This window comes from Ensifer sp. YR511 (assembly GCF_900103045.1).
GTDB classification, from domain to species: domain Bacteria; phylum Pseudomonadota; class Alphaproteobacteria; order Rhizobiales; family Rhizobiaceae; genus Ensifer; species Ensifer adhaerens.
Map to the genome: position 1 here is coordinate 104,805 of NZ_FNGR01000017.1, position 22,662 is coordinate 127,466.

General features: G+C 58.2%; 20 protein-coding genes. 3 read left to right on the forward strand and 17 right to left on the reverse strand.

The features are described 5' to 3' along the window. Nucleotides 1–24: 24 nt before the first annotated feature. The 11 genes from BLU15_RS24910 to BLU15_RS24960 form a co-directional block, all read right to left on the reverse strand. Complete coding sequence (locus tag BLU15_RS24910) at nt 25–903, reverse strand: sugar phosphate isomerase/epimerase family protein (RefSeq protein ID WP_090298974.1); 879 nt, start codon at nt 901–903, stop codon at nt 25–27. A gap of 74 nt (nt 904–977) precedes the next feature. Continuing rightward, nucleotides 978–1,763, reverse strand: coding sequence for an SDR family NAD(P)-dependent oxidoreductase (locus tag BLU15_RS24915; protein ID WP_090298977.1), 786 nt, complete (start codon nt 1,761–1,763; stop codon nt 978–980). A gap of 32 nt (nt 1,764–1,795) precedes the next feature. After that, on the reverse strand, nt 1,796–3,112 hold the full coding sequence (locus BLU15_RS24920; protein WP_090298980.1) for an arsenate reductase/protein-tyrosine-phosphatase family protein: 1,317 nt from the start codon (nt 3,110–3,112) through the stop codon (nt 1,796–1,798). Continuing rightward, nucleotides 3,109–4,032, reverse strand: coding sequence for a phosphoglycerate dehydrogenase (locus tag BLU15_RS24925; RefSeq protein WP_090298983.1), 924 nt, complete (start codon nt 4,030–4,032; stop codon nt 3,109–3,111). Before BLU15_RS24925 ends, BLU15_RS24920 begins: the two co-directional genes overlap by 4 nt. Nucleotides 4,033–4,045: 13 nt before the next feature. Further along, a complete protein-coding gene (locus tag BLU15_RS24930; protein WP_090298985.1) occupies nt 4,046–4,621 on the reverse strand; it encodes a glucose-6-phosphate isomerase in 576 nt (191 codons plus the stop codon). A gap of 13 nt (nt 4,622–4,634) precedes the next feature. After that, nucleotides 4,635–5,582 (reverse strand): shikimate dehydrogenase family protein, encoded by a 948-nt coding sequence (locus tag BLU15_RS24935; protein ID WP_090298988.1) that lies wholly within the window; start codon nt 5,580–5,582, stop codon nt 4,635–4,637. Nucleotides 5,583–5,593: 11 nt separating this feature from the next. Continuing rightward, nucleotides 5,594–7,093, reverse strand: a complete 1,500-nt coding sequence (glpK, locus tag BLU15_RS24940) for a glycerol kinase GlpK (RefSeq protein ID WP_090298991.1) — start codon at nt 7,091–7,093, stop codon at nt 5,594–5,596. A 24-nt stretch (nt 7,094–7,117) separates the two neighbouring features. Next, nucleotides 7,118–8,167: a galactitol-1-phosphate 5-dehydrogenase gene (locus tag BLU15_RS24945; protein ID WP_090298993.1), complete on the reverse strand. Its 1,050-nt coding sequence runs from the start codon at nt 8,165–8,167 to the stop codon at nt 7,118–7,120. Further along, a complete protein-coding gene (locus BLU15_RS24950; protein WP_090298995.1) occupies nt 8,164–9,222 on the reverse strand; it encodes a zinc-dependent dehydrogenase in 1,059 nt (352 codons plus the stop codon). The genes BLU15_RS24945 and BLU15_RS24950 overlap by 4 nt, the downstream gene beginning before the upstream one ends. A 4-nt stretch (nt 9,223–9,226) precedes the next feature. Next, the gene (locus BLU15_RS24955) at nt 9,227–10,060 is read right to left on the reverse strand and encodes an SDR family NAD(P)-dependent oxidoreductase (protein ID WP_090298997.1); all 834 of its coding nucleotides are present in this window, start codon (nt 10,058–10,060) and stop codon (nt 9,227–9,229) included. 47 nt (nt 10,061–10,107) lie between these two features. Continuing rightward, the gene (locus BLU15_RS24960; RefSeq protein WP_090299000.1) at nt 10,108–10,752 is read right to left on the reverse strand and encodes a bifunctional 4-hydroxy-2-oxoglutarate aldolase/2-dehydro-3-deoxy-phosphogluconate aldolase; all 645 of its coding nucleotides are present in this window, start codon (nt 10,750–10,752) and stop codon (nt 10,108–10,110) included. A gap of 189 nt (nt 10,753–10,941) precedes the next feature. Here BLU15_RS24960 and BLU15_RS24965 point away from each other — a divergent pair, with 189 nt between their 5' ends. Then, nucleotides 10,942–11,577, forward strand: a complete 636-nt coding sequence (locus BLU15_RS24965; protein WP_090299003.1) for an HAD family hydrolase — start codon at nt 10,942–10,944, stop codon at nt 11,575–11,577. Nucleotides 11,578–11,914: 337 nt separating this feature from the next. Here the strand turns inward: BLU15_RS24965 and BLU15_RS24970 are convergent, their stop codons facing one another. From BLU15_RS24970 to BLU15_RS24980, 3 genes are read right to left on the reverse strand one after another with little or no spacing between them, the layout of a single operon-like run. Beyond that, nucleotides 11,915–12,841 (reverse strand): ABC transporter permease, encoded by a 927-nt coding sequence (locus BLU15_RS24970; protein WP_090299006.1) that lies wholly within the window; start codon nt 12,839–12,841, stop codon nt 11,915–11,917. Then, nucleotides 12,838–14,385, reverse strand: a complete 1,548-nt coding sequence (locus BLU15_RS24975; RefSeq protein WP_090299007.1) for a sugar ABC transporter ATP-binding protein — start codon at nt 14,383–14,385, stop codon at nt 12,838–12,840. Before BLU15_RS24975 ends, BLU15_RS24970 begins: the two co-directional genes overlap by 4 nt. Continuing rightward, on the reverse strand, nt 14,382–15,356 hold the full coding sequence (locus tag BLU15_RS24980) for an ABC transporter permease (RefSeq protein WP_176960346.1): 975 nt from the start codon (nt 15,354–15,356) through the stop codon (nt 14,382–14,384). The genes BLU15_RS24975 and BLU15_RS24980 overlap by 4 nt, the downstream gene beginning before the upstream one ends. Before the next feature lie 171 nt (nt 15,357–15,527). Between BLU15_RS24980 and BLU15_RS24985 the strand changes: the two genes are divergently transcribed. Next, nucleotides 15,528–16,544 (forward strand): DUF4432 family protein, encoded by a 1,017-nt coding sequence (locus BLU15_RS24985; RefSeq protein WP_090299012.1) that lies wholly within the window; start codon nt 15,528–15,530, stop codon nt 16,542–16,544. Next, nucleotides 16,537–17,313, forward strand: a complete 777-nt coding sequence (locus BLU15_RS24990; protein WP_090299015.1) for an SDR family NAD(P)-dependent oxidoreductase — start codon at nt 16,537–16,539, stop codon at nt 17,311–17,313. Before BLU15_RS24985 ends, BLU15_RS24990 begins: the two co-directional genes overlap by 8 nt. A 1,090-nt stretch (nt 17,314–18,403) precedes the next feature. Here the strand turns inward: BLU15_RS24990 and BLU15_RS24995 are convergent. The 3 genes from BLU15_RS24995 to BLU15_RS25005 all read right to left on the reverse strand — a co-directional run bounded on the left by BLU15_RS24995 (nt 18,404) and on the right by BLU15_RS25005 (nt 22,661). Beyond that, entirely contained in the window at nt 18,404–19,471 is a 1,068-nt protein-coding gene (locus tag BLU15_RS24995; RefSeq protein WP_176960347.1) for an ABC transporter substrate-binding protein, read from the reverse strand. 426 nt (nt 19,472–19,897) lie between these two features. Beyond that, entirely contained in the window at nt 19,898–21,424 is a 1,527-nt protein-coding gene (locus BLU15_RS25000; RefSeq protein ID WP_176960348.1) for a Na+/H+ antiporter, read from the reverse strand. A gap of 403 nt (nt 21,425–21,827) precedes the next feature. Next, nucleotides 21,828–22,661: an aldo/keto reductase gene (locus tag BLU15_RS25005; protein ID WP_090299022.1), complete on the reverse strand. Its 834-nt coding sequence runs from the start codon at nt 22,659–22,661 to the stop codon at nt 21,828–21,830. Nucleotide 22,662 lies beyond the last annotated feature (1 nt).

A 22,662-nucleotide genomic window follows, 5' to 3' on the forward strand; every position in this document is an offset into this window, starting at 1 on the left:
AGATCAAAAAAAAGAAATTTCTTTCTACCACACCCGACACGCTGCCGATGCCCCGGTTCGGGCAGCACGCAGCACATCGAACGCCATGCGAGCGGCTTTTATGGAATCGTCCCACGCCTCCCTCCACAGCCGAATGCCGCCGACAAGACGGCTCGAAAGCACCCGGGACGAGAATGCCTCCACCGTCATATCACCTTGATATCCAATGGCTTCTAGTGCGCAGCAATAACCTGAGATATCGAAATGCCCACCGCCCAGGAGCCCTCGGTTGCTATCTGCCACATGAGCGTAGCCAAGGAGCGTTGCATTGCGGTAGATTGCCGCTGAGATATCAGCCTCTTCGATATTCATATGGAAGGTATCCATGTGAATGAAGAGATTGGATTCGCCTGCTTCACGAATCAGCGCGGCCGCCTCATCCAGCGTGTTGACGAGGAAGCTCTCGTAACGGTTGACCGGCTCGAGCCCCAAGCGCAAGCCAAGCTCACCTGCGCGCCGGCCGAGCCGAGTGAGGCTTTCCGCCACCTGCGTCCGCTGGCGGACGGTGGGCGGCGCGCCATAGTTGTTGAATGCGGCATAGGTGATGCCTGAAATCGCCGGAGCCTCCAACTCCGAGGCGATCTCCATGCAGCGCGCCACGGTCTCTTCGCCGCGCCTGGCCGTATCCGGGTCGGTTGAGGAAATATCCGTGTCCGGTCCGAGCGCCATACCGAGGCGCAGTCCAAGGCCCGCCTCGCGCACCACCCGCCGTGTCAATGCGATATCCAACTGCGCCGGATCGAACATCAGGACCTCGATCAGCTCGAAACCTATCTCCGCGGCAGCCCTGCAGCTTTGGGCCGCATTTTCCCCGCTCCAGTCATCGGTAAAGACCAGGCTGTGAATTCCGAGTTTTCCACCCATGGCATCATCCTCCAGTTTTTATCAAAAGCCGAACCGGCAAGTAAGGGCCAGCGCCCGTGGATCCCGACGCCCGGTCAGCCGAAGATCGACCGTATCGTGCCGCCGTCGGCCCGATGGCAGACACCATTCATTGCCGCATTGGTCATCAGCTGGACTACCCCCCGACCATGCATAGCGGGATCAATTAGCTTTTGGGTGAGGTTTGAAGGCTGCACATCGCGGTAGAAATCGGCTAGCGCTTGCTCCACGGTTTTACCCTGTTGTTGCGCCAGGCCGTCGAAATAAGTCTCGACCGATTCCGTCGCAGTCGTACCCGGCATATAGCTGTTGACCCGCACATTGGTACCGCGGGTCAACTCCGCGAGCGAGCGGCTGAGGCCTAGCATCGCGGTCTTGGTCACCGAATACGGCACCATATTACCAATGGAGCGGATAGCAGCTTCGGAAGAGATGAAGGCGATGCTGCCGTCGTCACGTGCCAGCATCTCCTTCATGACAATGCGACTGATGCGGATCGCCGTCATAAGGTTGTGCTGAAAGTAGTCCATCCAGCGCTCGTCGCTGACCTCGAAGAAATCGTTGACGTCGAAAACACCAATATTATTCACGAGGAAAGAAACAGGCCCGAGCCTAGCGGCAAATTCCGCAAGGCGGATAGCGCCCTCAGCGGCCATCAGGTCCGCAACGACCCCGTGGCAACGCGTCCCGATGGCGGTCGCCGCCTTGTCAAGCTTGGCCTGGTCGCGGCCATTGATAATGACGATGGCGCCCTCCTCGTGAAAGGTCTTTGCAATTGCATGGCCGATGCCTGTGGCACCGCCCGTGACGATGACTATCTTGCCAGTTACGCCGAAATCCATTTCTCTCACTCCCTTGGTTGATCTCTATCGTCTTATGTCGCTCGGCTATCGGCAACACGAACGAAAGTCGCCAGCCGGTCGCAGGCCGTTTTGATTTGATCGAAAACCTCTTCGAAGACCGCCCGCTCCTGGCCCCACGGGTCGATGATGCAGCTTTCCACGCCGAGCGACGCATAGGCGCCAAGACGTCCCAGGCGCGCATGCCCCCCCGCCGGACGCATTGCGTAAAGGCGATCCATGTTTTCGTCGTCCATGCCGAGTATGAGGTCGAAATTGTTGAAGTCTGCGAGACAGATCTGCCGACCAACGATCCCGCCCAGCTGCACGCCGCGCGCAGCCGCCACGGCAGCGGTTTCAGGATGGGGCGGTCGTCCCACATTCCAGCTCATGATCGCGGCACTGTCGATATGGTGGTCGGGAATCGCCTGCCGCAGAATGCCGTCAGCGGTAGGCGAGCGGCAGATGTTGCCGCGACAAACCACAAGCACCGAAAGTGGCGCGCGCGCCACCGCCTCCACCCGGTATCGAAGCCCAGGTGCTGCCAGTGCGCAGTGAGCTCGGACGCGACTGGCCTCCAACTGGCGCTGTCCCTCCTCACGAACGAGCGTGTTGAATGCGAAAAGATCAATGTGATGGCCCAGGAGGCCGCGCGCGCCGATGGCGTCAGTGATAGCCATCGCCTCAGAAAGCGTGAAATTGCCAGGGACTCCATTTGCCGCCCTCTGCGCATCCCGGCCATTAACGGGCAACAGCGCCAGATCTAATCGGAAGGGCATCAGCCATTCGGCAAGACCGGGAAACGGGATCGTGTCGCCCGAATGCCAGAGGGCGATACCACCCCCTGTCAGCACATAGCCGAGATAAAGATAACCCTCCGGCGTGTGGCGGAGATCCTCGTGGGCTGAGGGTGTAGCCGTGCAGCGCACGCCGCCGAGATCGAATGTTTCGCCGGCATCTATCAACACTAGCCGTTCGGGCGGCACACCGCGCTCCAGGGCGCGAGCCCGCTCTGCGCGAGGTGCCAAGACCCGTGCGCGCGGATTCTCGGCAAGGAGCGCCGGGATGGTACCGGGATCCATATGATCTGTATGACCATGGGTGCACAGCAGCCAGTCGATTTCCCGCAACGCTCCGGGCTCAACCGGCGGCGGCATCATCCGCTGATGCGGAAAGGCGGTACCACGGTATTTCTGCGCGAGACTGTCGGACAAGTACGCATCTATGACGATGCGAAGACCCCCTTGTGCGATCAAAAAGCCCGCCTGCCCCAGCCACCAGAGATCCGCTCCCGTTTCAGGCGGAGCCATGTCATTGGGATCGGCAAGCGGAGCGGAGTGGAAAACGCTCATCGGCGCACCAGAACCCGCAGCAGATTGTCGATGGCGACGCTGGTTGCGCGTTCGACGCTCTCCTCCGTAAACCCGCCAGCATGGGGCGTGAGTATAACTCGTTCATGGGCTAAAAGAGGCGAGGGTTTCGGTGGCTCCTGAGGAAAGACATCGGTGGCGAGCGTTGCCACGCGCCCACTGTCGAGCGCGGCCAACATGGCTGTCTCATCGATGAGTTCCGAGCGCGCCGTATTGACCACGATGACGCCCTTACGCATCCGCTCCAGCATCGGCGCATCGAGGATGGGGCGGTCGCCGGGCGGGCAATGGAAACTTACCGCGTCCGCGGCGGTCATGGCCTCATCCAGGCGCGCGTAGCGGAAGTTTTCCGTGATGTTGCGAGGGTCGGGATAAGGATCATAGCCGATGACCGACATGCCGAGGCCGGTGGCCATATGCGCTACCTCGCGGCCTATAGCGCCGCAACCGATGACCGAGAGGGTTCGGCCCCGTAGTTCCTGGCCTATCCTCCGGCGCCATTCGCCCCGGCTCAACTGGTCGTGCGACCAGGGTATGTGGCGAGCGGCAGCGAGCAAGAGCCCTATCGAAAGCTCCGCGACGCCGCGCGCATTAGCCCCCATCGCCCGTTCGACGGCGATACCACGTTTTTCCGCCTCCTGGACGTCAACATTGTCGGTGCCGGTACCGTTGCGGCTGATAACACGCAACTCCTTGGCAGCATCGAGCACGCGCAGGCTGATCGGTTCCACGCCGGCCAACCAGCCGACGCATCCGGGAATTGCACGCAGGAGATCTTCCTCCGAAGGAGTTTCGCCCGGCGCGGGGTAGACGATCTCGAAGCCTTGCTCAACCAGGCGGGCAAGCAGGGGGTGTCCCCGAACCGAGAGGGATCGGGGTGTGACGGCGATCTTATCGGTCATGGCCTGTTCCGTTTCAACCCTTCCAGCGCGGATTGTCGATGACGGTCGGCTTGCCGTCCCGTTCGACCATCAGCTTGCGGAACCCCTTGGTTTCAATGGTGCCGTAGTCATGCCCCGCGTTACCGGGAAAGGCAAAGAAGGTGACGAGCGGCTCCGTCGGATGGACATTGATAGAGCGATGCGCCCACCGTCCCGGTACATAGACCGCTTTGCCCGGCAGGAATTCGAGCCATTCGGTCTTGCCCTCCGGCGTTTCCATCATCATGAAGCCATGGCCGCGCAAGCAGTAGTAGACTTCCGCCGTGTCGATGACCGTGTGGAAGTGCCCTTTCGTCATATAATACTCGTCGCCGATTTTGCCGGGGTAGGTTATCGAGGTGCCGTATGCCACGTCCTTCTCGCTGTCGGGGACGCCCATATCGTAGAATTCGTAGAGCAAGCCGTCACCGCGGGCGAGTGCCGCATCATACGCGGCCTGGTCGTGGAACATGCCTTTCATCTTGGAAAGCGTGCGGCGTATCGGCTCGCGCGTAGAGCTCAGCCCGTTGTTTAGGTTGAATTCATGCAGACTTGGCAATAGGGAGTTCATTTGATCGTTCCTTTCAGGATGTGGCATCTTTGGCGAGTTGGCTCAGCCGATCAAAGGCCGGGCCGGACATCGGAATATCAATGTCAAAGACTTCAGCGATGACGCGGGTCCAACCGTGAATGAAATAGACCCAGCCATCATGGACGGTGAGACCGCGCGACGCTTCGGCGGCACGCGCCTGGTCAAGGAAGACTAACTCCCCGCGATAGTTGAATTCCCAGACGAGCCCCATCTTTGGAAAGAGGGCAGCGTCTGTAAGCGGTGAACCCGGTCCATCCTTGCCCAGCCCGGTGGCGTTCACGACGAGCGAGTGGGCCGGAAGGGAGCCCACGACCGCATCCGCTTCCTGTGGGGTCGCAGCCAACCGGTACTCTATCGGTATAGAGAAGCCGATTGCCGCATGCACCTTCTGCATTTCTTCGAGCGAGGCAGCCCGGCGCGCAGTGATGATCAACTTTGACGGCACGTCCCCGCCCACGGCGTTCTTGTTGTGCAGATAGAGCGTGAGTGCGAGTGACGAGCCCCCTGAACCGAGGACACAGAGCGTTGCACCGGTTCTGCCCCAATGTCCTTCCGCTACTACTGCCTCGAAGCTGGCACCCGCGCTGATCGGGTCCTTGGCGTGGCCGATCATTCGATTGCCGCGCTTCGAGATCGAACTGATCTCATGAAGCGTATGAGCGTAGGGGTCGAGCTCGTCGAAGAGATCGCGGCTGGCTTTCAGCAGATTGACCTTATGAGTGGTCACCAAAGCACCCATCGACAGGGGGTCTCGGCGAATGAAATCCACCGCCTCTCGGTAGGCAACTGGATCGGAGCTCGGTGCGAAGTCGATGCCCTTGATCTCGGCGTCCAGTCCGAGCTCGTCCGACCAGGCCGGAAAGACCTTCATGATGGACGATCTTTGCGTACTGACGCCAATGAAATATATCGTCCGCCCGGTTGCGGGTGCGTAGGCCATGGATGAGATCCTCAATCGTGTTCGGCCCAGTCCCGCGACCGGTCAACGGTGCGGCACCAGCCACGGTAAAGCTTGTCGGCGGACGACCGGTCCGCAGTCGGTTGAAATGCCTTATCGAGGGCAAAGGCGCTGTGTAGGTCCGCCTTGGTCTTCCAGTAGCCGACCGCAAGACCGGCCAGGAACGCTGCACCCCGCGCAGTCGTGTCAATCACCTTCGGTCGCAGCACCTGCACACCGAGCTGGTCAGACTGGAACTGCAGGACGAAGTCGTTCATAGCCGCCCCGCCGTCCACCTTGAGTTCGGCAACCGCGATGCCCGAATCCGCTTCCATACGGTCAATCACATCGCGGATCTGGTAGGCCATGGATTCAAGCGATGCCCGGATTAGGTGATTGCGGTTCGCGCCACGGGTGATGCCGACAATGGTACCGCGCGCGTACTGGTCCCAAAACGGAGCTGAAAGCCCGGTGAAAGCGGGCACGATATAGACGCCGTTAGTATCCGGCACCTCAAGGGCGGCGGCCTCGGTTTCAGAGGCGCTGTGAATGATTTTCAGTTCGTCGCGAAGCCACTGGACGACGGAACCTACTGAAAAGAGCGTGCCTTCCAGCGCATATTCAAGCTGACCATTCAGGCGCCACGCAACAGTAGTCAAAAGACCGTTGTCAGACGACCGGATCTCTGTTCCGGTGCTCATCAAAAGCGTGCCGCCGGTGCCGTAGGTAGCTTTTGCCATACCCGCCCGGAAGCAGGACTGGCCGAAAAGCGCACCCTGTTGGTCACCGATCGAGGAGGCAACCGGAATTTCGCCACCAAACAGATCCCGATCCGTCTGACCGTAGACTTGCGAACTGTCGCACACTTCGGGAAGGATCGAACGAGGCACACGCAGTTCCTCGAGCAAACGCTCGTCCCAAGCGCCGGTGCGGATGTTAAAGAGCAGCGTTCGCGATGCATTGGAAGCATCGGTGATATGCGCAGTTCCGCCCGTTAGATTCCAGATCAGCCAGGTATCAATGGTACCGGCGGCAAGCTCACCCCGTTGCGCGCGCTCGCGCGCGCCGGGCGTGTGGTCGAGTATCCACGCAAGCTTGGTGCCTGAGAAATAGGCATCGATGACGAGGCCGGTGTTTTCCTTGACGTAAGGTTCGAGCCCGCGGGACTTCAGTTGGTCGCAGACCCCCGCCGTGCGCCTATCCTGCCATACGAGCGCATTATGCAGCGGTACGCCGGTCTTGCGGTCCCAGATGAGGCAGGTCTCACGCTGGTTAGTGATACCGATGGCAGCTATAGACTCCGGTCCGACGCCCGCATTTTGCATCACCTCCCGGGCAACTGAGAGCTGGGTGGACCAGATCTCATTTGCGTCGTGCTCCACCCATCCCGGTTTAGGATAAATCTGCCGGAACTCGCGCTGGGCCAGCGAGACCAGGCTGCCCGCGCGGTCAAATAGAATTGCCCGCGCGCTGGACGTGCCCTCATCAAGGGCCATTACATATTTCTCACACATGATTTCCTCCCCCCCCCTCACGCGTCAGTCGTTCGGTTTGAACAGAACCTTGTGATAGGGGCCGAACGTTCGTTCTTTCAGTGCCTTGAAAATGGCCGGCGCCTCCTCCAGCGCCGCCCGGTGAGTGATCAGCGGCTCCACCACCAGCCGGCCCTCTCCAAGCAGGCCGATGATGTCAAACCATTCCTTTCCCGGAAACGGCAGGGAGTAGGAATTCCAAGAGCCCTCTATCCGCAGTTCCTCGCGGACGATTTTGGCAAAGGCCTTTTCCGCGAGCGTCACATCGCCATAGGCGGTGCCGTAAAGCATCACTGTGCCCTGCTTGGCCGTGACCAGGATGGAAAGATCGCGGCCAGGGGCCGAACCGGCGCATTCAAGCGATACCGCAACGCCACGACCCTTCGTCACCTCCCTGACTAGGGCCTGCGCCTCCTGCTTCGTCGGATTGATGCAAAGATCCGCACCGACCGCACGGGCCAGCGCCAGTTTCTCCTCGTCGACATCGATGGCAATAAGCGGCCTCGCGCCGGAAAGCTTTGCGAATTGTAAGGCAAAGAAACCGAGAGCGCCGCAGCCGACGACCGCAACCGCATCGCCAAGCTTGATGTCAAGCTTGTGTATACCATGCAGGATGATGGCCGCTGGTTCGATAGTCGCGGCCACTTCGAAAGATACAGTCTCCGGCACCTTCAGAACATTGGTTGCCGGTGCGCAGATGTATTGGGCAAAGGCGCCATCGCTGCGTGAGCCCATGAAATCGTAATCGTCGCACAGATGGAACTTGCCGGCATCGCACCACTGGCATTGACGGCAGGGCATCAGAGGTGCCACGGCGACCCTGTCGCCTACGGATACTGAAGTGACGTTGGCACCGCAACTTTCAACTTTGCCCGCGAATTCGTGGCCCGGTATTGTAGGGAACCGATAAGTCCCCGCGACCATTACCCGGCCAATATCCGAGCCACAGATCCCGGCCGCCATGACCTTGACGAGAACGTCGTTCGGACCAATCGCGGGAACCGGCACATTCTCGACGCGAAGATCCCCTGGCGCGTGCAAAACAGCCGCCTTCATTGAAGTGTCTCCTCCTGCGGATATATGATCGTCTTCATACCCCTGCCCGACAACGCGTGCTCAAAGGCTGCAACGGCATCTGCCATTCCGAAGCGGTGAGTGACTACGTCCGTCACACGTATCTGGCCGGTCTCCACCAGCTTCAATGCCTTTGCATAGTCTTCGACGCTGGAGCCGGTGGAACCGAGCAGCTTGAGGCCCCAATAGTGCACCTTGTTGGTGTCGATCTCCACCTTCGAGCCCTTGCTCAGGCCCGAGAAGAAGTTCATGCGGCCCAGGCGGGCAAGGCATTCGATGGCCTGGACCTGAAGCTCCGGAGCCGGCGCGCAGGTGAGCGCCACATCAACTCCATGACCGTCCGTCAGCCGCATCACCTCCTCGACGACATTGACCTGGCTGCTGTCGACCGTATCGGTCGCGCCGAGGGGCGCAATCTCGGCAAGTCGCTCGGCCCGTCTTCCAACCACGATCACCTGCCGGGTTCCATATGCCTTGGCAAGCTGAAGGAACATGCCGGCGATCGGCCCCGTCCCCATTACGAGGACACGGTCTTCAGGGGTCACCTGGAGATCCTTCCAGCCGTTGAAGCAACAGGAAAGAGGCTCCACAAGCGATGCTTCCTCGAAGCTCATCGTTTCAGGAATCTTGAAGAGATTGCCGCCGTAAAGGGCCTGCGGAGTAACAATCATGTACTGCTGGAAGCCGCCGTCGATATCGATACCAAAAGCGCTGTAGTCGGGGCACATGTTGTTGAGGCCGCGTCGGCACATATCGCAATGACCGCAGCCGATGTTAGGCACCGCAGAAACACGTGTGCCAATCTTCCACTGAGTGACATGCCGCCCGACCTCGACGATCTCGCCCGCGAGTTCGTGGCCGAGTACACGGGTGTCATTCTCGCCCACTCGAAAATGCCCGCCGCGGATGACTTTGAGATCCGTGCCGCAAATCGAGGCGGCAAAGACGCGGACCAGCACTTCATCGGCCTTCGGTTTAGGGCGATCTCGCTCGTCGAGCGAGATATGACCCTTACCCTTGAATACGGCGGCCCTCATCGCGTTACACCTCCATCCCGTAGCGGTGTGCCTTGTGGGTCGGGTAGAGGGAAATCGTCGGAATGGTCACATCAGGCGTGCGCGTGGCTACGTAGAGCGCGAGCCAAGCAACATTGTCAACGTCGATGCAGGAGGCATGGATACCTTCCTTCATTTCCTTCTCATCCAGCCAGCCCTCGACATAGGCCTCGAGATTTCCGTCATAAAGGCCCTGATCGATGATTTCCGTCATCGGGGTTTTGACATGGCTGGGGTTGAGAACCGTCACGCCGATCTTCTTATCCTTGCCTTCGAGCAGGATATTTTTGGAGAACCCAAGCATGCCGTGCTTGGAGGCGCGATACGGGCTGTGGCCCGGGCCTGAGGCGACACGGGTCGAAGAGGAACCCATATTGATGATGCGGCCGCCTTCGGCCTGCTTTTCCATGTAGAGGAAAGCTTCGCGGCAGCACAGGAATACCGCGGTAAGATTCGGGCCGATGGTCTTGTTCCACTCTTCTAGCGTTACGCGAGTAACCGGCGGAGCAAGACTGTCGCGTCCAGCAGAATTCACCACTACGTCAATAGAACCGAATTGGTCGTTCACCTGCTCGAAGAAAGCTCTTACGGCGGCCTCTTCGCAAACATCGGCGAAAATCGGCAGCACTGTTCCGCCATCGGCCGCGATCTCGGCAGAGATCCGCTCAAGACGCTCGCGATCGAAATCGATCATCGCGACATTTGCCCCATTATGTGCATAGATACGGGCCACGGCTTCGCCGATCCCCGATGCTGCGCCGGTGACGATGCAGGTTTTTCCCTTAAGGGAAAGACCTTCCGACAGCGTGTTGTTCGCCATGCTTTACCTCCAATGTTACGCCCGCAAAGGGCATTTTTTCGTTTGTTTCAATCCGCCCGGGCAAGGCTCACGGCCTCGCCGGTCAAACGTGAAATCTCGTCAAACCGGCCCTGACGAATCAGTTGTGGATCGACCATCCACGAGCCGCCGCAGGCCAGAACGGCCGGGAGCGCGAGATAGGAAGCCAGGTTCTTGGGGCCAATCCCACCCGTGGGCACGAAACGCATTCCACCATAGGGTCCCATGAGTGCCTTGAGGAAAGCCACACCCCCAGTTGGCTCGGCCGGAAAGAACTTGACGATATCAAGCCCAGCGGCCATCGCCTGCTCGATACCAGTCGGGTTGTTGACGCCAGGCACGATTGGCATGCCCGCGTCTCGAGCAGCCGCAACGATCGCAGGATTGAAACCTGGAGTGACGATGAATGCGGCGCCAGCCTGACGGGCGGCGTCAAGGTTGCCGGTGGTAAGCACCGTACCCGCGCCGACCAACATTTCCGGTGCATCGGCGCTAATCTGGCGAATGGCCTCGGCCGCCACCTCTGTGCGAAATGTGATCTCGGCAACCGGCAGGCCGCCTTCTATCAGTGCCCGTGCCAGCGGAACCGCGTCCTCGACCCGATCAATCACGACAACAGGCAGAATGCGCGCCACCGCTATGCGTGTCGCAACATCTGCGCTCGCCACGTTCATGGCTTCCTCCGATCGAATTTGATTTCGTGCAGAAAATGTAGAATGAAATTCGTTATTGCGCAACCGGAAAAAAAATGATTTTTATTTCACGATGATTTTGAGTGGAAACGTCAGCTTGCCGACCCGAAACGGCATGGGGCCCATCGGGAACAAAATGCCTGGCGGCACGGGATAATTGCGGGAAATGGCATGCGAAAGCTTGAAGCGGTATTGTGGGACATGGATGGCACGCTAGTGGACAGCGAGGACATTGCGGTGGAGGCGCTCTATCTCGCGATGGCCGAGGCGGGCCTAACGGGTCCCCCAGATCTCAAGGAGAGAGTTGTGGGGCGCGCAAGCGACGAGATCTACCAGCTCATCGTCGAAGGGTTCGGCCTCAACATGGACCCGCTAGAATGGGAAAAGCGCAAGCACCACCACTATTTCAAGGCTGCATCCGCGCTCAAGGCGTTTGATGAGGCCCTTGAAACCTGGCATCGGTTGGACGCGAGTGGTATTCATCAGGCAGTGGTGTCAAACAGCGATCGCGCAATCGTTGACATCAACCTTCGCGCGGCCGGGTTGCTGCGACCCGGCCTGATCACCATATCTCGCAATGATGTAAGGAAGGGCAAGCCGGAACCCGAAGGCTATTTAAGGGCCGCTTACCTGCTGGGCGTTGCAATGGAAAACTGTCTCGTCGTGGAGGACAGTACCAGTGGTGCAATAGCCGGACTAGCGTCGGGAATGGAAACAGTTTTCGTACCCCACAGCATTATGCCCGCCCCCACCGGCGTCAGGCAATTGCATTCCTTGCGGGAGCTCGAAGAGCATGTTTTTGCCTGAAGCCTTGGTACCAACAAAGCTGCGCACAACCGTGCTTAGCCCTAGTGGCGGCCTTCGTGGAGGCCTTGCGTTCCAATAATGTCTATGACGAGAAGTGCTACCGCCAAAGATCGGTGGAAACCGTCGGCCAGAGAAAAGATCGCACCTTCATGTTGCGCATCGCCATCGAACCGATGTTCTGCGGAACGCTCCATTCCTGCAGGTCGCCGCCGTCCGCAGTGCATAATACGATGCGTCGAAGAGAATCGATCCGATAGAGACGTTGGGTTTACAAATCCCAAAGCATGCCCGTCGCCAAGCATATCGAACAGCAGTTTGATTTCCGGTGATTTTCTCCTCACAAGCCAGGGGCCACACGTCGATGCGCGCAGACGGCAGCCACTAAAAGGCCACCCTTAATCAGCATCTGGTAATAGGTTGATATATTCATATAGTTGAGGCCGTTCGAGAGAAGCGCAAGGAACAGCACGCCCGCGGCCGGGCCACCAACGGCACCAAGTCCGCCGGTCAGCTGCGTGCCGCCAAGAGCCGTCGCTGCGATTGAATCGATCGCAAACGCTTCTCCGACAAGCGGATCGCCACTCGCAAGTCGACCGGCTAAGTTCAGACCCGCAACACAAGCCAGCAAAGCCGAGACGACGTAAGCTATAGCAATAGTCCGTCGCGCATTGACCCCACCGAGCAGCGCGTTCTTTGGAGACCCGCCTGTGGCCAGCAGGTGAAGGCCAACTCGGGTGCGGTTCATGACATAACCCGCTGCGACAAGCACCAAACCGGCAAGAAGGATGGTGATCGGCAGACCAACGACATTGGTGGAAGAGAACCAGACAAGGATGCGCGGGGCTTCACCGCCAGGGGTCGGACGGACCAGCAGAGCAACGCCTTGAACCGCAGTCATCGAGCTGAGCGTCATCAGAATCGGATGGATATTAAGCCGAAGAATTCCGACTGCATTGACCAGCCCGACGCAGGCGGCGGCAAGAAGCGCCAACGGAATTGCAAAGATTGTGTCATGGCTGACGATTGCCGTCGTCATGCTGACGACCGAGCCCACGGAAAGATCAAGCCCCCCCGAGATCACGACGATCGTCTGCCCCACGGTGGTGATCAACAAGCTGGTCTGCTGGCTCAGTATGTTGGTCAGGTTGGTTGGGCCAAGAATGCTCGGCGAAATCAATCCGAGTCCGCAAGCAAGTGCGGCCAGGAGAAAATATGCCGGCCAGGCGGATCTGCGACGCTGGTCGATGGCAGTCATGGTCTTCATGGATTGACGGTCTCCCTTTTCGCCAGCGCCGCCGACATGATCTGTTCTTCGGTTGCGGTCGGCCCGGGCAGTTCCGCCACGGTAGTGCCATCGCTAACCACGATAATCCGATCACACAGGCCTATGAGTTCCATCATCTCGCGCGAGGTGACGATAATCGGAACGCCGCCATCAGCCAGTTCGCGAAGGATCGTATAAATTTCAAGCTTGGCCCCGATATCTACGCCGCGGGTCGGTTCTTCGCAGATCAGCACTTCGACGTTCCTATAGAGCCATCGTGCCAGGAGCGCTTTCTGCTGGTTTCCCCCGGAGAGTTCTCCCACCGGCTGATCGGGGCCGCTAAGCCTGATGTTCAGGCGTCTTATTAGCTCTCGGACCTTTGCGGCATCACTCGAAACAACACCGAGAGGCAAGCGTCCCGATAAGCCAGAGACCAAGATGTTGCGGTTCACGCCCAGTTCAAGAAACAGTCCCTCGGCCTTGCGATCCTCAGGAATGATACCGATACCGGCACTAATCGCGCCAGCGGCACTTGTATGAGTGACGGGCTTGCCGTCGATCAGTATTTGGCCAGCTGTCGGTGGCGTGCCCTCAAATAGGCAGCGTGTGATCTGGATCTGTCCCTGTCCTTCAAGCCCGGCAAAACCGACAATCTCGTTTCTGCCGATTTCAAAATCTACCCGCCCCTCAAAACCAGGAAGCTGGACACCCCGAAAAGCGAGTTTTGTTGCGCCGGGATCGGCATTGGGCTTCCTGGGCGGAAAGAAGTCCTTCATCGAACGCCCTACCATTGCAGTAACCAGTTGGTCCGATCTGGTTTCGGCAATAGTGAAGTGTCCAGCAAAGCGCCCGTCCTTGAACACCGTGACCTCGTCACAGATCTCGAACAGTTCGGCCAATCTGTGAGAGATGTAGAGGATACCTTTGCCTTGCGCCCGTAAGGAGCGAATGAGCAAAAACAGTTGCCGTACCTCACTTTCACCAAGGGCTGCGGTCGGTTCGTCGAAGATGAAAATCTGGGCATCACGCATGATGCCTTTGGCAATCTCCACCATCTGCTGGTCAGCGACCCGCAGCGTTCCTGTCAGTGCATCCGGGTCGACATTCAAACCGACGCGACCGAGGACCTCGACGCTGATCCTGCGTATCTTCTTGTAATCAATGCGTCCGAACCGGTCACGTGGTTCGTGGCCGAGGAAGAGATTTTCGCCGACCGAGAGGTTTGGCAGTAGGATAAACTCCTGGAAAATTGTCGAGATACCGGCCGCCCGGGCCTGCGCAGCGTCAGTCCAGTGGACCGCACGACCGTTTACCAGGATTTCTCCCCCATCCGGCGTATAGACACCCGAGAAGATCTTCATCAAGGATGACTTTCCGGCGCCATTCTCACCCAGTACGGCGTGGACTGTGCCCGGCCGCAGGCGAAGCGAAGCACCGTCCAGGGCCCGGGTTGCGCCGAATAATTTGCGTATGTTTTTTGCCTCGAGCAATAGTTCGTCGGCGCCGGTTTCGCTATCGGCCCTCGTGTGCCAGGTCGCGCTCATTGGCGGTACGAAGAAAGCATGGCCGCGCCAGCGATGATCGCCCCCTGCAAAACGAGTTGGAAAGGTTTGTCGACACCGATTGCGGTCAGCAAATTCGCAAGGAACGTTAGCGCAAAAGCGCCGACAAGGACGCCGAATGCTCCGCCAGCGCTAAAACCGAAGGCCGTGCCGCCAAGCACAACCGCCGCGACCGAGGCCATCACCAGATCTGCGCCAAGCCCAAGAGTTCCGGTCCCGATGTAGCCGGTCAGGAAAATCGCAGCCAAAGCGGCGAAACAGCTGCAAAGTACATGAGCGAGAACCAGATCGCGCAAAACGGCGACGCCGGCCAGTCTTGCGGGTTGGAAGCCACCTCCTGTCGCGGTCAGCCCATGGCCGAAAACCGAACGGCGCACGACGACGGTCAAGACGAGAGCCAGCATGAGGAGGCAGATGCCGGCATAGGGAAGGTTTACGATCCGTCCCCGTGCCAGGAGCTCGATTGCGGGATTTATGTCACCACCAGGGGCGCCGCCGCTCAACAGAAAGCTCAGGCCCAGAAGAACAACGGACATTCCCAGTGTCACAACGACGGCAGAGGCGCGAATGAAGACGATGAACAGCGCGTTAGCGGCACCCACCACGACACCTATCAGCAACGGCACTCCGATTGAGAGCCAGGGACTACTTCCGGCAAACATCGACATGGACAGGACCACATTCACCAACGCCACGACACCTCCAATCGACAGGTCGATCGACCTCCCGACGATGGGCAAGCTTTGGCCCAAAGCGACAAGGCCGAGCGGCACCGCTTGGCGCAGGAGAATTAAGAGAAACGGGATTGAGATCATCCGAGGCTGAACGAAAAATGCCAGGACCGCCAATAACAGCAGCGCTGGGATCGCCGGCACGGCCGTGATTGTTGACCATGCTCTGAGCGGAAGCGTGAAGATCGCCGATCTGCTCATAGAGACAGTGGTTTCTGACATAGACAGGTCCCCCCAACCTTGTTGTCGCAACATGATACATGATATATCCTGTATCAGACTATGGCAAGCGAGCGCATGTGAGAAGACGTGAAAATTCCGGTACGTCCAGCGGTCTGATCGCAGCGTCCCGCGTGAAGGCCGCGGAATTAATTGCAAAATGAGGAGGAAAACGTGCGTCAAGACTATTTAGACAAGATTGGGGATATCTCTCAATTGGGCGACATTACGCTCATGGCGGCCGAGGACGGTCCTGCGCGAGGCGCGAGGTTCCTGGTCGGCCGCACTTTGTCAGGGATGCACTTCCGTATTGCTGTTGATCGAGGCTTCGATCTAGTTGATCTGGACTATCGCGGCGTGCCACTTGGTTGGCGTGGGTCTCAAGGCTTTGCCGCGCCCGCTCTGCACGCGCCAGACAGTGAGGATGGTCTGGCATTCGTCCGGGCTTTCTCAGGCTTCCTCATAACCTGCGGCTGGGATCATTACGGTCCCGCGCGCACTGGACCGCAGAACCATTTTGGCTACGCTCTAAAGGCTGAGGCGAAGTACCCGTTGCACGGTCGAGCGACATTTATTCCAGGCAGCAACCTCAGCTTCGGGGTCGATCTTCATGCCGAGAACGGACCATTAGTCTATGCCGAGGCAATACTGCGGCAAACTGCGATGTTCGGAGAGCAGATCGAAGTCCGGCGGCGCTATACGTTTGGTATAGAGCGCCCACTTATTGATCTGATCGATCATGTTCAGAACATCGGTCGCAAGCGTACTCCGCACCGCGTCCTTTATCACGTTAATTTGGGCTATCCGCTGATTGACGACGGCACGGTCATTCGTGGATTGCCGGAAGATCCCCGAATGCCTGCGATTTGCCAACCGCTCGACCCTGAGATGACCGAACAGTTCCGCGCGATCGAGCGGACGTTCTGCGCGGACGAAATAACCGTATATCAGCCGCGATTGGCTGGCGGCCTGACGTTCACTCTTGCCATGCGATCGCCGAGCTTTTCGCATGTGATCGAATGGTACAACCGCTATCCAGGAATGAACGTGATCGGTATCGAACCGGCGTCGGCACCGATGCCGGCGGTCACCACGGCGCCCTTTGAACCGGACGCGTGGCTGGATCCCGGGGCTCGTGAAACCTACCATCTAACGTTCAAGCTGAATTCGGAGGGGAACGGCCATGATTAAGCTCGATGGAAAAGTCTGCATCGTGACCGGGGCCGCCCAGGGTATCGGTGCCTCAATCCTCTGCGAATTCGCGCGAGCCGGTGCCAGGGTGGTCGCATGCGACATTGACACCAAAGGCGGTCAGGCGCGGGTCAGCGAACTGGTCGAAGCAGGGTTTGAAGCATTGTTTGTGCCGTGCGATGTCTCGTCAACGGTTGAGGTACGTCGCGTCGTCGATGCAACACTCGATCATTTTGGCGGGGTCGATGTCGCGGTTAACAACGCCGCAATATTGCCCGATCCACCCCGCCCGATCACTGACTTTGGCGAATCTGAGTGGATGCACGTAATCAACGTCAACCTTGGAAGCGTATTCCGACTTTCGGCCGCCGTCGTTCCGCATCTGGTGGCACGAGGTGGCGGTAGCGTGATCAGCCTCGCCTCGATACATCACGAGAAGTCGTTCGCGGGCTTGTCGCCCTATGCAGCATCAAAAGGCGGCATCGTCTCGCTGACGCGACAGCTAGCGGTCGAGTACGGCGATAAAAACGTGCGTTTCAACACGATCTCACCTGGCGCGATCCTGACGCGAATGACCCAGCAAGTGCTGGACAGCGATCCCACGGGAGACCTAGCTAAGAAGTTCGGCCACATGCACCTACTCGAACGTATCGGCTCGAGCGAGGAAGTCGCAGCAACGGCCCTGTTCCTTGCATCAGACGGCGCGGCCTTCATCACCGGGCAGGATATTCTCGTCGACGGCGGCATTTCGCGCGCTACGCGGCTTTGAAGGAGCTGAACATTTCGCCCAAAGCCAACGATCGTGTGGCCTTGGGCGAGAACGTCGAACCCCCGCGCCCGACTGTTGCGCATATCCGAAATACACTCGACTTTGCGTCCGAAATCAGGGTGGCTGTGCCACCAGGTCGACAGTTTGCCGATATCACTTTCAACTAGGTCATACTTCGCTGCCATAGCGCGCAAGATTTCGCCGGCGTCAGCCATGATGCGCTGGAGGCTTTTCTGTTGAACGTCGTAGGGTTGCGACAACCCCGAAATAATCTGCAACATGCGGTCCCATCAAACGCCAGCGAAATACGTCACCATTGCCGATATTGGTGGCCCTACCCTTCCCGTCCGGCGTATATGCGGCGAGATCGCCTGCTTTGCCACAATTCTCGCATCGCTCGTCTCGGTCAGCATACCCCATTGTTTCGATATGCCGGGAAAAGCGAAGGGCGCCAGGTTTCTCGGCAGATCGCTTCATAGCAGGCGAGTGTCAGACCCATGTTCATCAAAAGGGGCTCTCGAAACCGACGACCGAGTTGGGGCGGCGGAAGCTCAGGTATATCCGCCTCGGGCGGCCATCCCGAATAGGGTGTCTTCCTCGCGTAATAAAATCGGCAGGTCCAATCGAAATCCGTCCTCTTGCAAGGGCGTTTCAGGCATGATCTTGCCGAAGTCGGAAGGGCCCGAGATAGTGTTTCACCCCTGTTATCAGGGAAACATGTTCAATCCCAAGCCCAACATCTCGGGCGGCATCGAAGAAATTCTGCATGGAGAGTGCATTGATCGCACAGTCTCCGTTTCAGTGGCCGTGGGTTTCCAGGTGGCAAAATAGACGTGGACGGCGGTCTTTACCCGCGAACCCACCCTTTGCACGTCGGAAAGATCTGCGGCTATTCTTTCGGCCTCCGTTCCGTCGGAGTGCGTGCAAGCGCCATCACCCGCTGTCCGCCGCCCCGGAGCGCACGCAGGATGCTTGCGCCGAGCAATCCGGTGCCAACGACTAGCGCAGTATGTTGAGCAGACATCGTCTCTTTTGATTGGGTTTGGGTGCCGTCCACGTCTTGGCCGGCACCCGTGGGACGCCAGCTCAGTTATTTTCCATACATGCTCTTCAATTGGTCCTCAGGGAGGATCGAGCCGACCCAGTAACTGTCCTTCAATTCTGGGCGATAGAATTGCGGTATTTCATCCCTCGTGATCGGGTCGGTGCGATAGACATAGGCGTCGTACGTTTCGGCACCCTTGAGAATGCGTAATGACGCGATCACCGCCTGAGCGCCCAGCCACGTCGGGTATTGCGGTGCAACGCTTTGCAGATTCATCTCCTGCCATACACGAAGAAAGCCATTGCCGGCTTCCCCTGACATCGGCACCAAGTCGAGGCCGTATTCTACCATCGCCTCGGCGCAGGCCTGCGTCATCGCCCCGCCAGAGGACCAGATCCCGGTGATGTCGGGATGCGCAAGCAGGAGCGACTCACACACCTGCTTGCCGCGGTCGTAAGCCCACTCGCCATAACCCTCGCCGACTACCTCAATTTCAGGGTGGGTGTCGAAAACCTCTTTCGCCCCGGCCCAGCGATCGGTATCGATCGAGTTTCCGGCAATGCCGCGGATCGCGATGACTTTACCCTTGCCCCCCATATCGCGTGCCAGATATTCGGCGCCGACTCGCCCGAATTCCTTGTCGTCGCCCACGATCTTTGTCGTATAGCGCTTTGGCGAGGCGCTGGAGGAAAAAATGATGACAGGAATCCCCTGATCATAGACTTTTTCGATTACCGCATTGAGCGCCGTCTCCGATCCTGCGCGCACGATGATCGCGTCGACGCCGCGCGCGGCGAGATCCTCGATATCGGCGATTTGCTGTGGTACGCTGCCACCAGCGTCGGTGATGATGAACTGCTTGATCTCACCGAATTGCGCTGCCTCGTACCGGGCCTCCGCCATAGTTTGTGTGCTATGGTCGTTGTTCAGGGCGAAGTTGCTGAGACCGATTACAAAGCTATCATTCGTTGACGGCGTCGGCTGGCGCAACACAGCACCCTCCGCTGGCGCAATAGTCTGATCTAAATTGGGAATTTCGCCTGCCGCAGCGGCGCTTGCGGCGGCAATTGCAGCTGCGAAGGCGAGATGTCGCATAACTTGAAGTATTTTCATTGATATCCTCCCTTTGAAATCCGGGCCACGCAAGCGAGGCCGTTGAAAACATACATCATATATCATGTATGTTAAGCCCCTTTGCGCGTGCCAGTTTATTTCGACCGAGGAACGGCTCTGTGGGAGGGCCTCTTCGCCGCGCGGGCAACGCTTGTCGCAAACAGTTACATTTTGGTTCGTAAGTGAAACGACATCTTCCGATACGCCGATGAAAGGCACCGAACGTGGCGCACTGCACTGCGGATTAGACTAATGCTGAGCGTCTCACGGCACGCACTAAAGGGATTTCGAAAACCGAGCGAATGCTACCCGACCACCTCTACGAGAAAGCGCGTGAAATAGGCGCTGCAAAGCGCTTTCCTCGACGAGAAGACAACGGCACAGCCATAACCGAGCAATTCATGGGCAGTCTCAGGGCGCCCATTTTTAGCCGGAGAATGGGCTGTCGCCATTCAACATGACAGCACGCATATCCAACTCGGCTTCGAGTTCACGCACCACCTCATCACTGATTTGACCATCTCGACGCATGCGCAATATGGCCGCCCGTTCGGTTTGAATAAGCGCAAGCTCGACCGGCCTTGTTGCCCTCCCCTTAGCCGAGTGCCGCCAATGATACATGCTTCGCAATAGGCCGGCGTCATCTTTTTCAATGTGACCGGAAGCCTCCATTTGTTGCAGTTGGTCCGATGCGGCGGCGTGTGCGGCCCGACGACCCACGGCAGTTTCATGGTGGGTCAACGTATCTCGCTCCACCGGTAGCCATCGAATGACCAGCGGAAGAGATAGCCCCTGAATAAGCAAAGTTGCCAGCAGCACAGAGAACGTCACGATTATCAGCAGATCGCGATGTGGAAAGGTTTCGGGTAGGGTCAGCACCATGATCAGTGACAGAGCTCCTCGCATACCCGACCAGCCCGCAACGAGGCTCTCTGCCCAAGGCCAGCGATGCCCGGCATTGCTCATTCGCTTGGCAACGTTTGGCAAAAGCAATCCTATGGCCAGAACGAAAAGGAGCCTGGTCGCTATCACCGCTATCGTGACGAGTGCGCACAATCGCAGGACCTCAGTATCGGCGTTGATGTTTTTTACCGCGAGAGGCAGATGAAGCCCCACCAGCGCAAAGAGGATAGCGGTCAACAGGAAAATCAAGGTGTTCCAGAAACCGTACCCAACCAATCGGGTCTGAGGTTCATCGACGACCGCAGACTTGGCCCCTGCGATACGTCCGGCAACACCAGCTGCAAGAATGGCGGAGAGATGCAGTGCTTCGGCCGGCAAAAACGCAAGATATGCGCCAGACAACGTTACAATGGGGGCGACGAGCGGATGGGAAACGCGTTTGTTGACGATCGATATGAGGTGGCCAACGAACAAGCCAATCATCAGTCCGCCGATTGCAGTTTCCAGAAAAGTGATCGGTGCATCGGAGATCGAGAACACACCGGACATTACTGTTTGAAGCGCGAGCCCGTAGATGACAAGCGCGGTGAAGTCGTTCAAAAGGTTTTCACCGTCGAGTAGGCCCACCAATCTTGGAGAGACACCCAATCGACGCGCAACGGTCAAGAACGCCACCGGATCCGTTGGTCCGAGAATAGCGCCTGCAACAATCGCGACTGGCCACGGCATCCCCACGCCCCAATGCAACACCACTGCGACTGACAGCACCGTTATCGCTACGAGCGGTAAAGCAAGCAAACCAACAGCGAAGGCATTCGCCCTGATTTCTCGCGGCGTGACAATGAATGCATGCCAGAATAGCATGGGAGGCAATACTGCCAGGAGTAATGCCCTCGGGTCTAAGGCCACGCTCGGAAAGCCGGGCACGAAGGCCAAACCAATGCCGGCGACAACGAGCAGGATGGGATCTGCAATCCGCACCGTGCGCGCTAGCAACGTCGTTGCCATTACAACGAATATGATCAAAGCGGCGGACCATTCGATACCCATGCGACACATCCTGTCGGTTCAATGCGAAATGCCTGCTCGTTCCTACGCAAGTCGTAGTCGGTATCGACGGGCAGCGAACTTTGCTCCAGCAATCCACGAACAGCTTTACGGCGTCCATGAACCATCTTTGCGCCGTGTTCCCCGGTCCCCTTGCGTTAACTGGCCTCAGGGCCATCCGAGTAGAACCCGTCAGCAACCAAGGTCTCCTGCCAGGGATAGAAGGCAGCCCAGCCTACCCTTCCCAAAGCTCCTTTGCGGATTGCCTTGGGATCGCCGCTTGTTGCGAAACAGACCAACTGCTTTTTATCACCTGTATTTGCATTCGGCCGCATTCAACCGCTCATCGCGCATCATTTTCGAGCTACTCGTAAAAGGAGGGACCAGGAGGCAGTGTGCCTCGATATCATGCCGCCCTATCCCAGACCGGCGCGAGACCTTGTGGCGAAACAATCCTGCCATCGGAAGCTGCCAAACCGCTAATAGCGGCCATTTCATCCACAGAAAGTGCGAAATCGAAAACTGCAAAGTTTTCAACAACGCGTGCTTCACCAACCGTCTTTGAAAGCGCGACGACGCCTTCCTGTTGAATAAGCCATCGCAGGACGACCTGTGCGACAGATTTACCGTGCTTTGCGCCAATATCGTTAAGCAACGGATCGGAAAAGACCTTGCCATCCGCCATGGCGTAGTACCCCGTCATGGACATACCGGCGTCTTTGGCCGCCGCCAGAACCACGTCCTGGTTAAGATAGGGATGGTATTCAATCTGGTTGGTGACGAGCGGGGTCTTCGAGAGTTTGATCGATTCCGCCATCAGCGCAGTGCTGAAATTGGAGACACCGATGTGGCGCACTTTACCGGTTTGCTGAACCTCATTTAAGGCACCGATCTGCTCCGACAGCGAGACGTATTCATTCGGCCAATGGAGGAGCAGAAGGTCGACATACTCGGTCTTCAGCTTCTTCAGGCTTCCATCGACGGACTTGACGAAAGCGTCGTATTTGTAATTCTCGACCCACACTTTGGTGGTCAGGAAGATGTCGCCACGCGCAACGCCCGATACCGCGATAGCATCGCCAACCTCTGCCTCATTGCCATAAATCTGGGCAGTATCGACGTGACGAAAGCCGACCTTGAGCGCATGCGGAACGATTTTCAGCACTTCAACTCCCGACATCCGGAAAGTGCCGAAGCCAAGGGCCGGAATTATCGCGCCATTCGCGGTTACAGTATGCATT

Coding starts and splice junctions, on each gene's coding strand:
- BLU15_RS24965 (WP_090299003.1), top strand. CDS start 10,942: ATGCGAAAGCTTGAAGCGGTATTGTGGGACATGGATGGCACGCTAGTG.
- BLU15_RS24960 (WP_090299000.1), bottom strand. CDS start 10,752: ATGAACGTGGCGAGCGCAGATGTTGCGACACGCATAGCGGTGGCGCGC.
- BLU15_RS24945 (WP_090298993.1), bottom strand. CDS start 8,167: ATGAAGGCGGCTGTTTTGCACGCGCCAGGGGATCTTCGCGTCGAGAAT.
- BLU15_RS24950 (WP_090298995.1), bottom strand. CDS start 9,222: ATGAGGGCCGCCGTATTCAAGGGTAAGGGTCATATCTCGCTCGACGAG.
- BLU15_RS24975 (WP_090299007.1), bottom strand. CDS start 14,385: ATGAGCGCGACCTGGCACACGAGGGCCGATAGCGAAACCGGCGCCGAC.
- BLU15_RS25000 (WP_176960348.1), bottom strand. CDS start 21,424: ATGGGTATCGAATGGTCCGCCGCTTTGATCATATTCGTTGTAATGGCA.
- glpK (WP_090298991.1), bottom strand. CDS start 7,093: ATGTGTGAGAAATATGTAATGGCCCTTGATGAGGGCACGTCCAGCGCG.
- BLU15_RS24990 (WP_090299015.1), top strand. CDS start 16,537: ATGATTAAGCTCGATGGAAAAGTCTGCATCGTGACCGGGGCCGCCCAG.
- BLU15_RS24995 (WP_176960347.1), bottom strand. CDS start 19,471: ATGAAAATACTTCAAGTTATGCGACATCTCGCCTTCGCAGCTGCAATT.
- BLU15_RS24955 (WP_090298997.1), bottom strand. CDS start 10,060: ATGGCGAACAACACGCTGTCGGAAGGTCTTTCCCTTAAGGGAAAAACC.
- BLU15_RS24910 (WP_090298974.1), bottom strand. CDS start 903: ATGGGTGGAAAACTCGGAATTCACAGCCTGGTCTTTACCGATGACTGG.
- BLU15_RS24930 (WP_090298985.1), bottom strand. CDS start 4,621: ATGAACTCCCTATTGCCAAGTCTGCATGAATTCAACCTAAACAACGGG.
- BLU15_RS24935 (WP_090298988.1), bottom strand. CDS start 5,582: ATGGCCTACGCACCCGCAACCGGGCGGACGATATATTTCATTGGCGTC.
- BLU15_RS25005 (WP_090299022.1), bottom strand. CDS start 22,661: ATGCATACTGTAACCGCGAATGGCGCGATAATTCCGGCCCTTGGCTTC.
- BLU15_RS24970 (WP_090299006.1), bottom strand. CDS start 12,841: ATGAAGACCATGACTGCCATCGACCAGCGTCGCAGATCCGCCTGGCCG.
- BLU15_RS24915 (WP_090298977.1), bottom strand. CDS start 1,763: ATGGATTTCGGCGTAACTGGCAAGATAGTCATCGTCACGGGCGGTGCC.
- BLU15_RS24980 (WP_176960346.1), bottom strand. CDS start 15,356: ATGTCAGAAACCACTGTCTCTATGAGCAGATCGGCGATCTTCACGCTT.
- BLU15_RS24920 (WP_090298980.1), bottom strand. CDS start 3,112: ATGAGCGTTTTCCACTCCGCTCCGCTTGCCGATCCCAATGACATGGCT.
- BLU15_RS24925 (WP_090298983.1), bottom strand. CDS start 4,032: ATGACCGATAAGATCGCCGTCACACCCCGATCCCTCTCGGTTCGGGGA.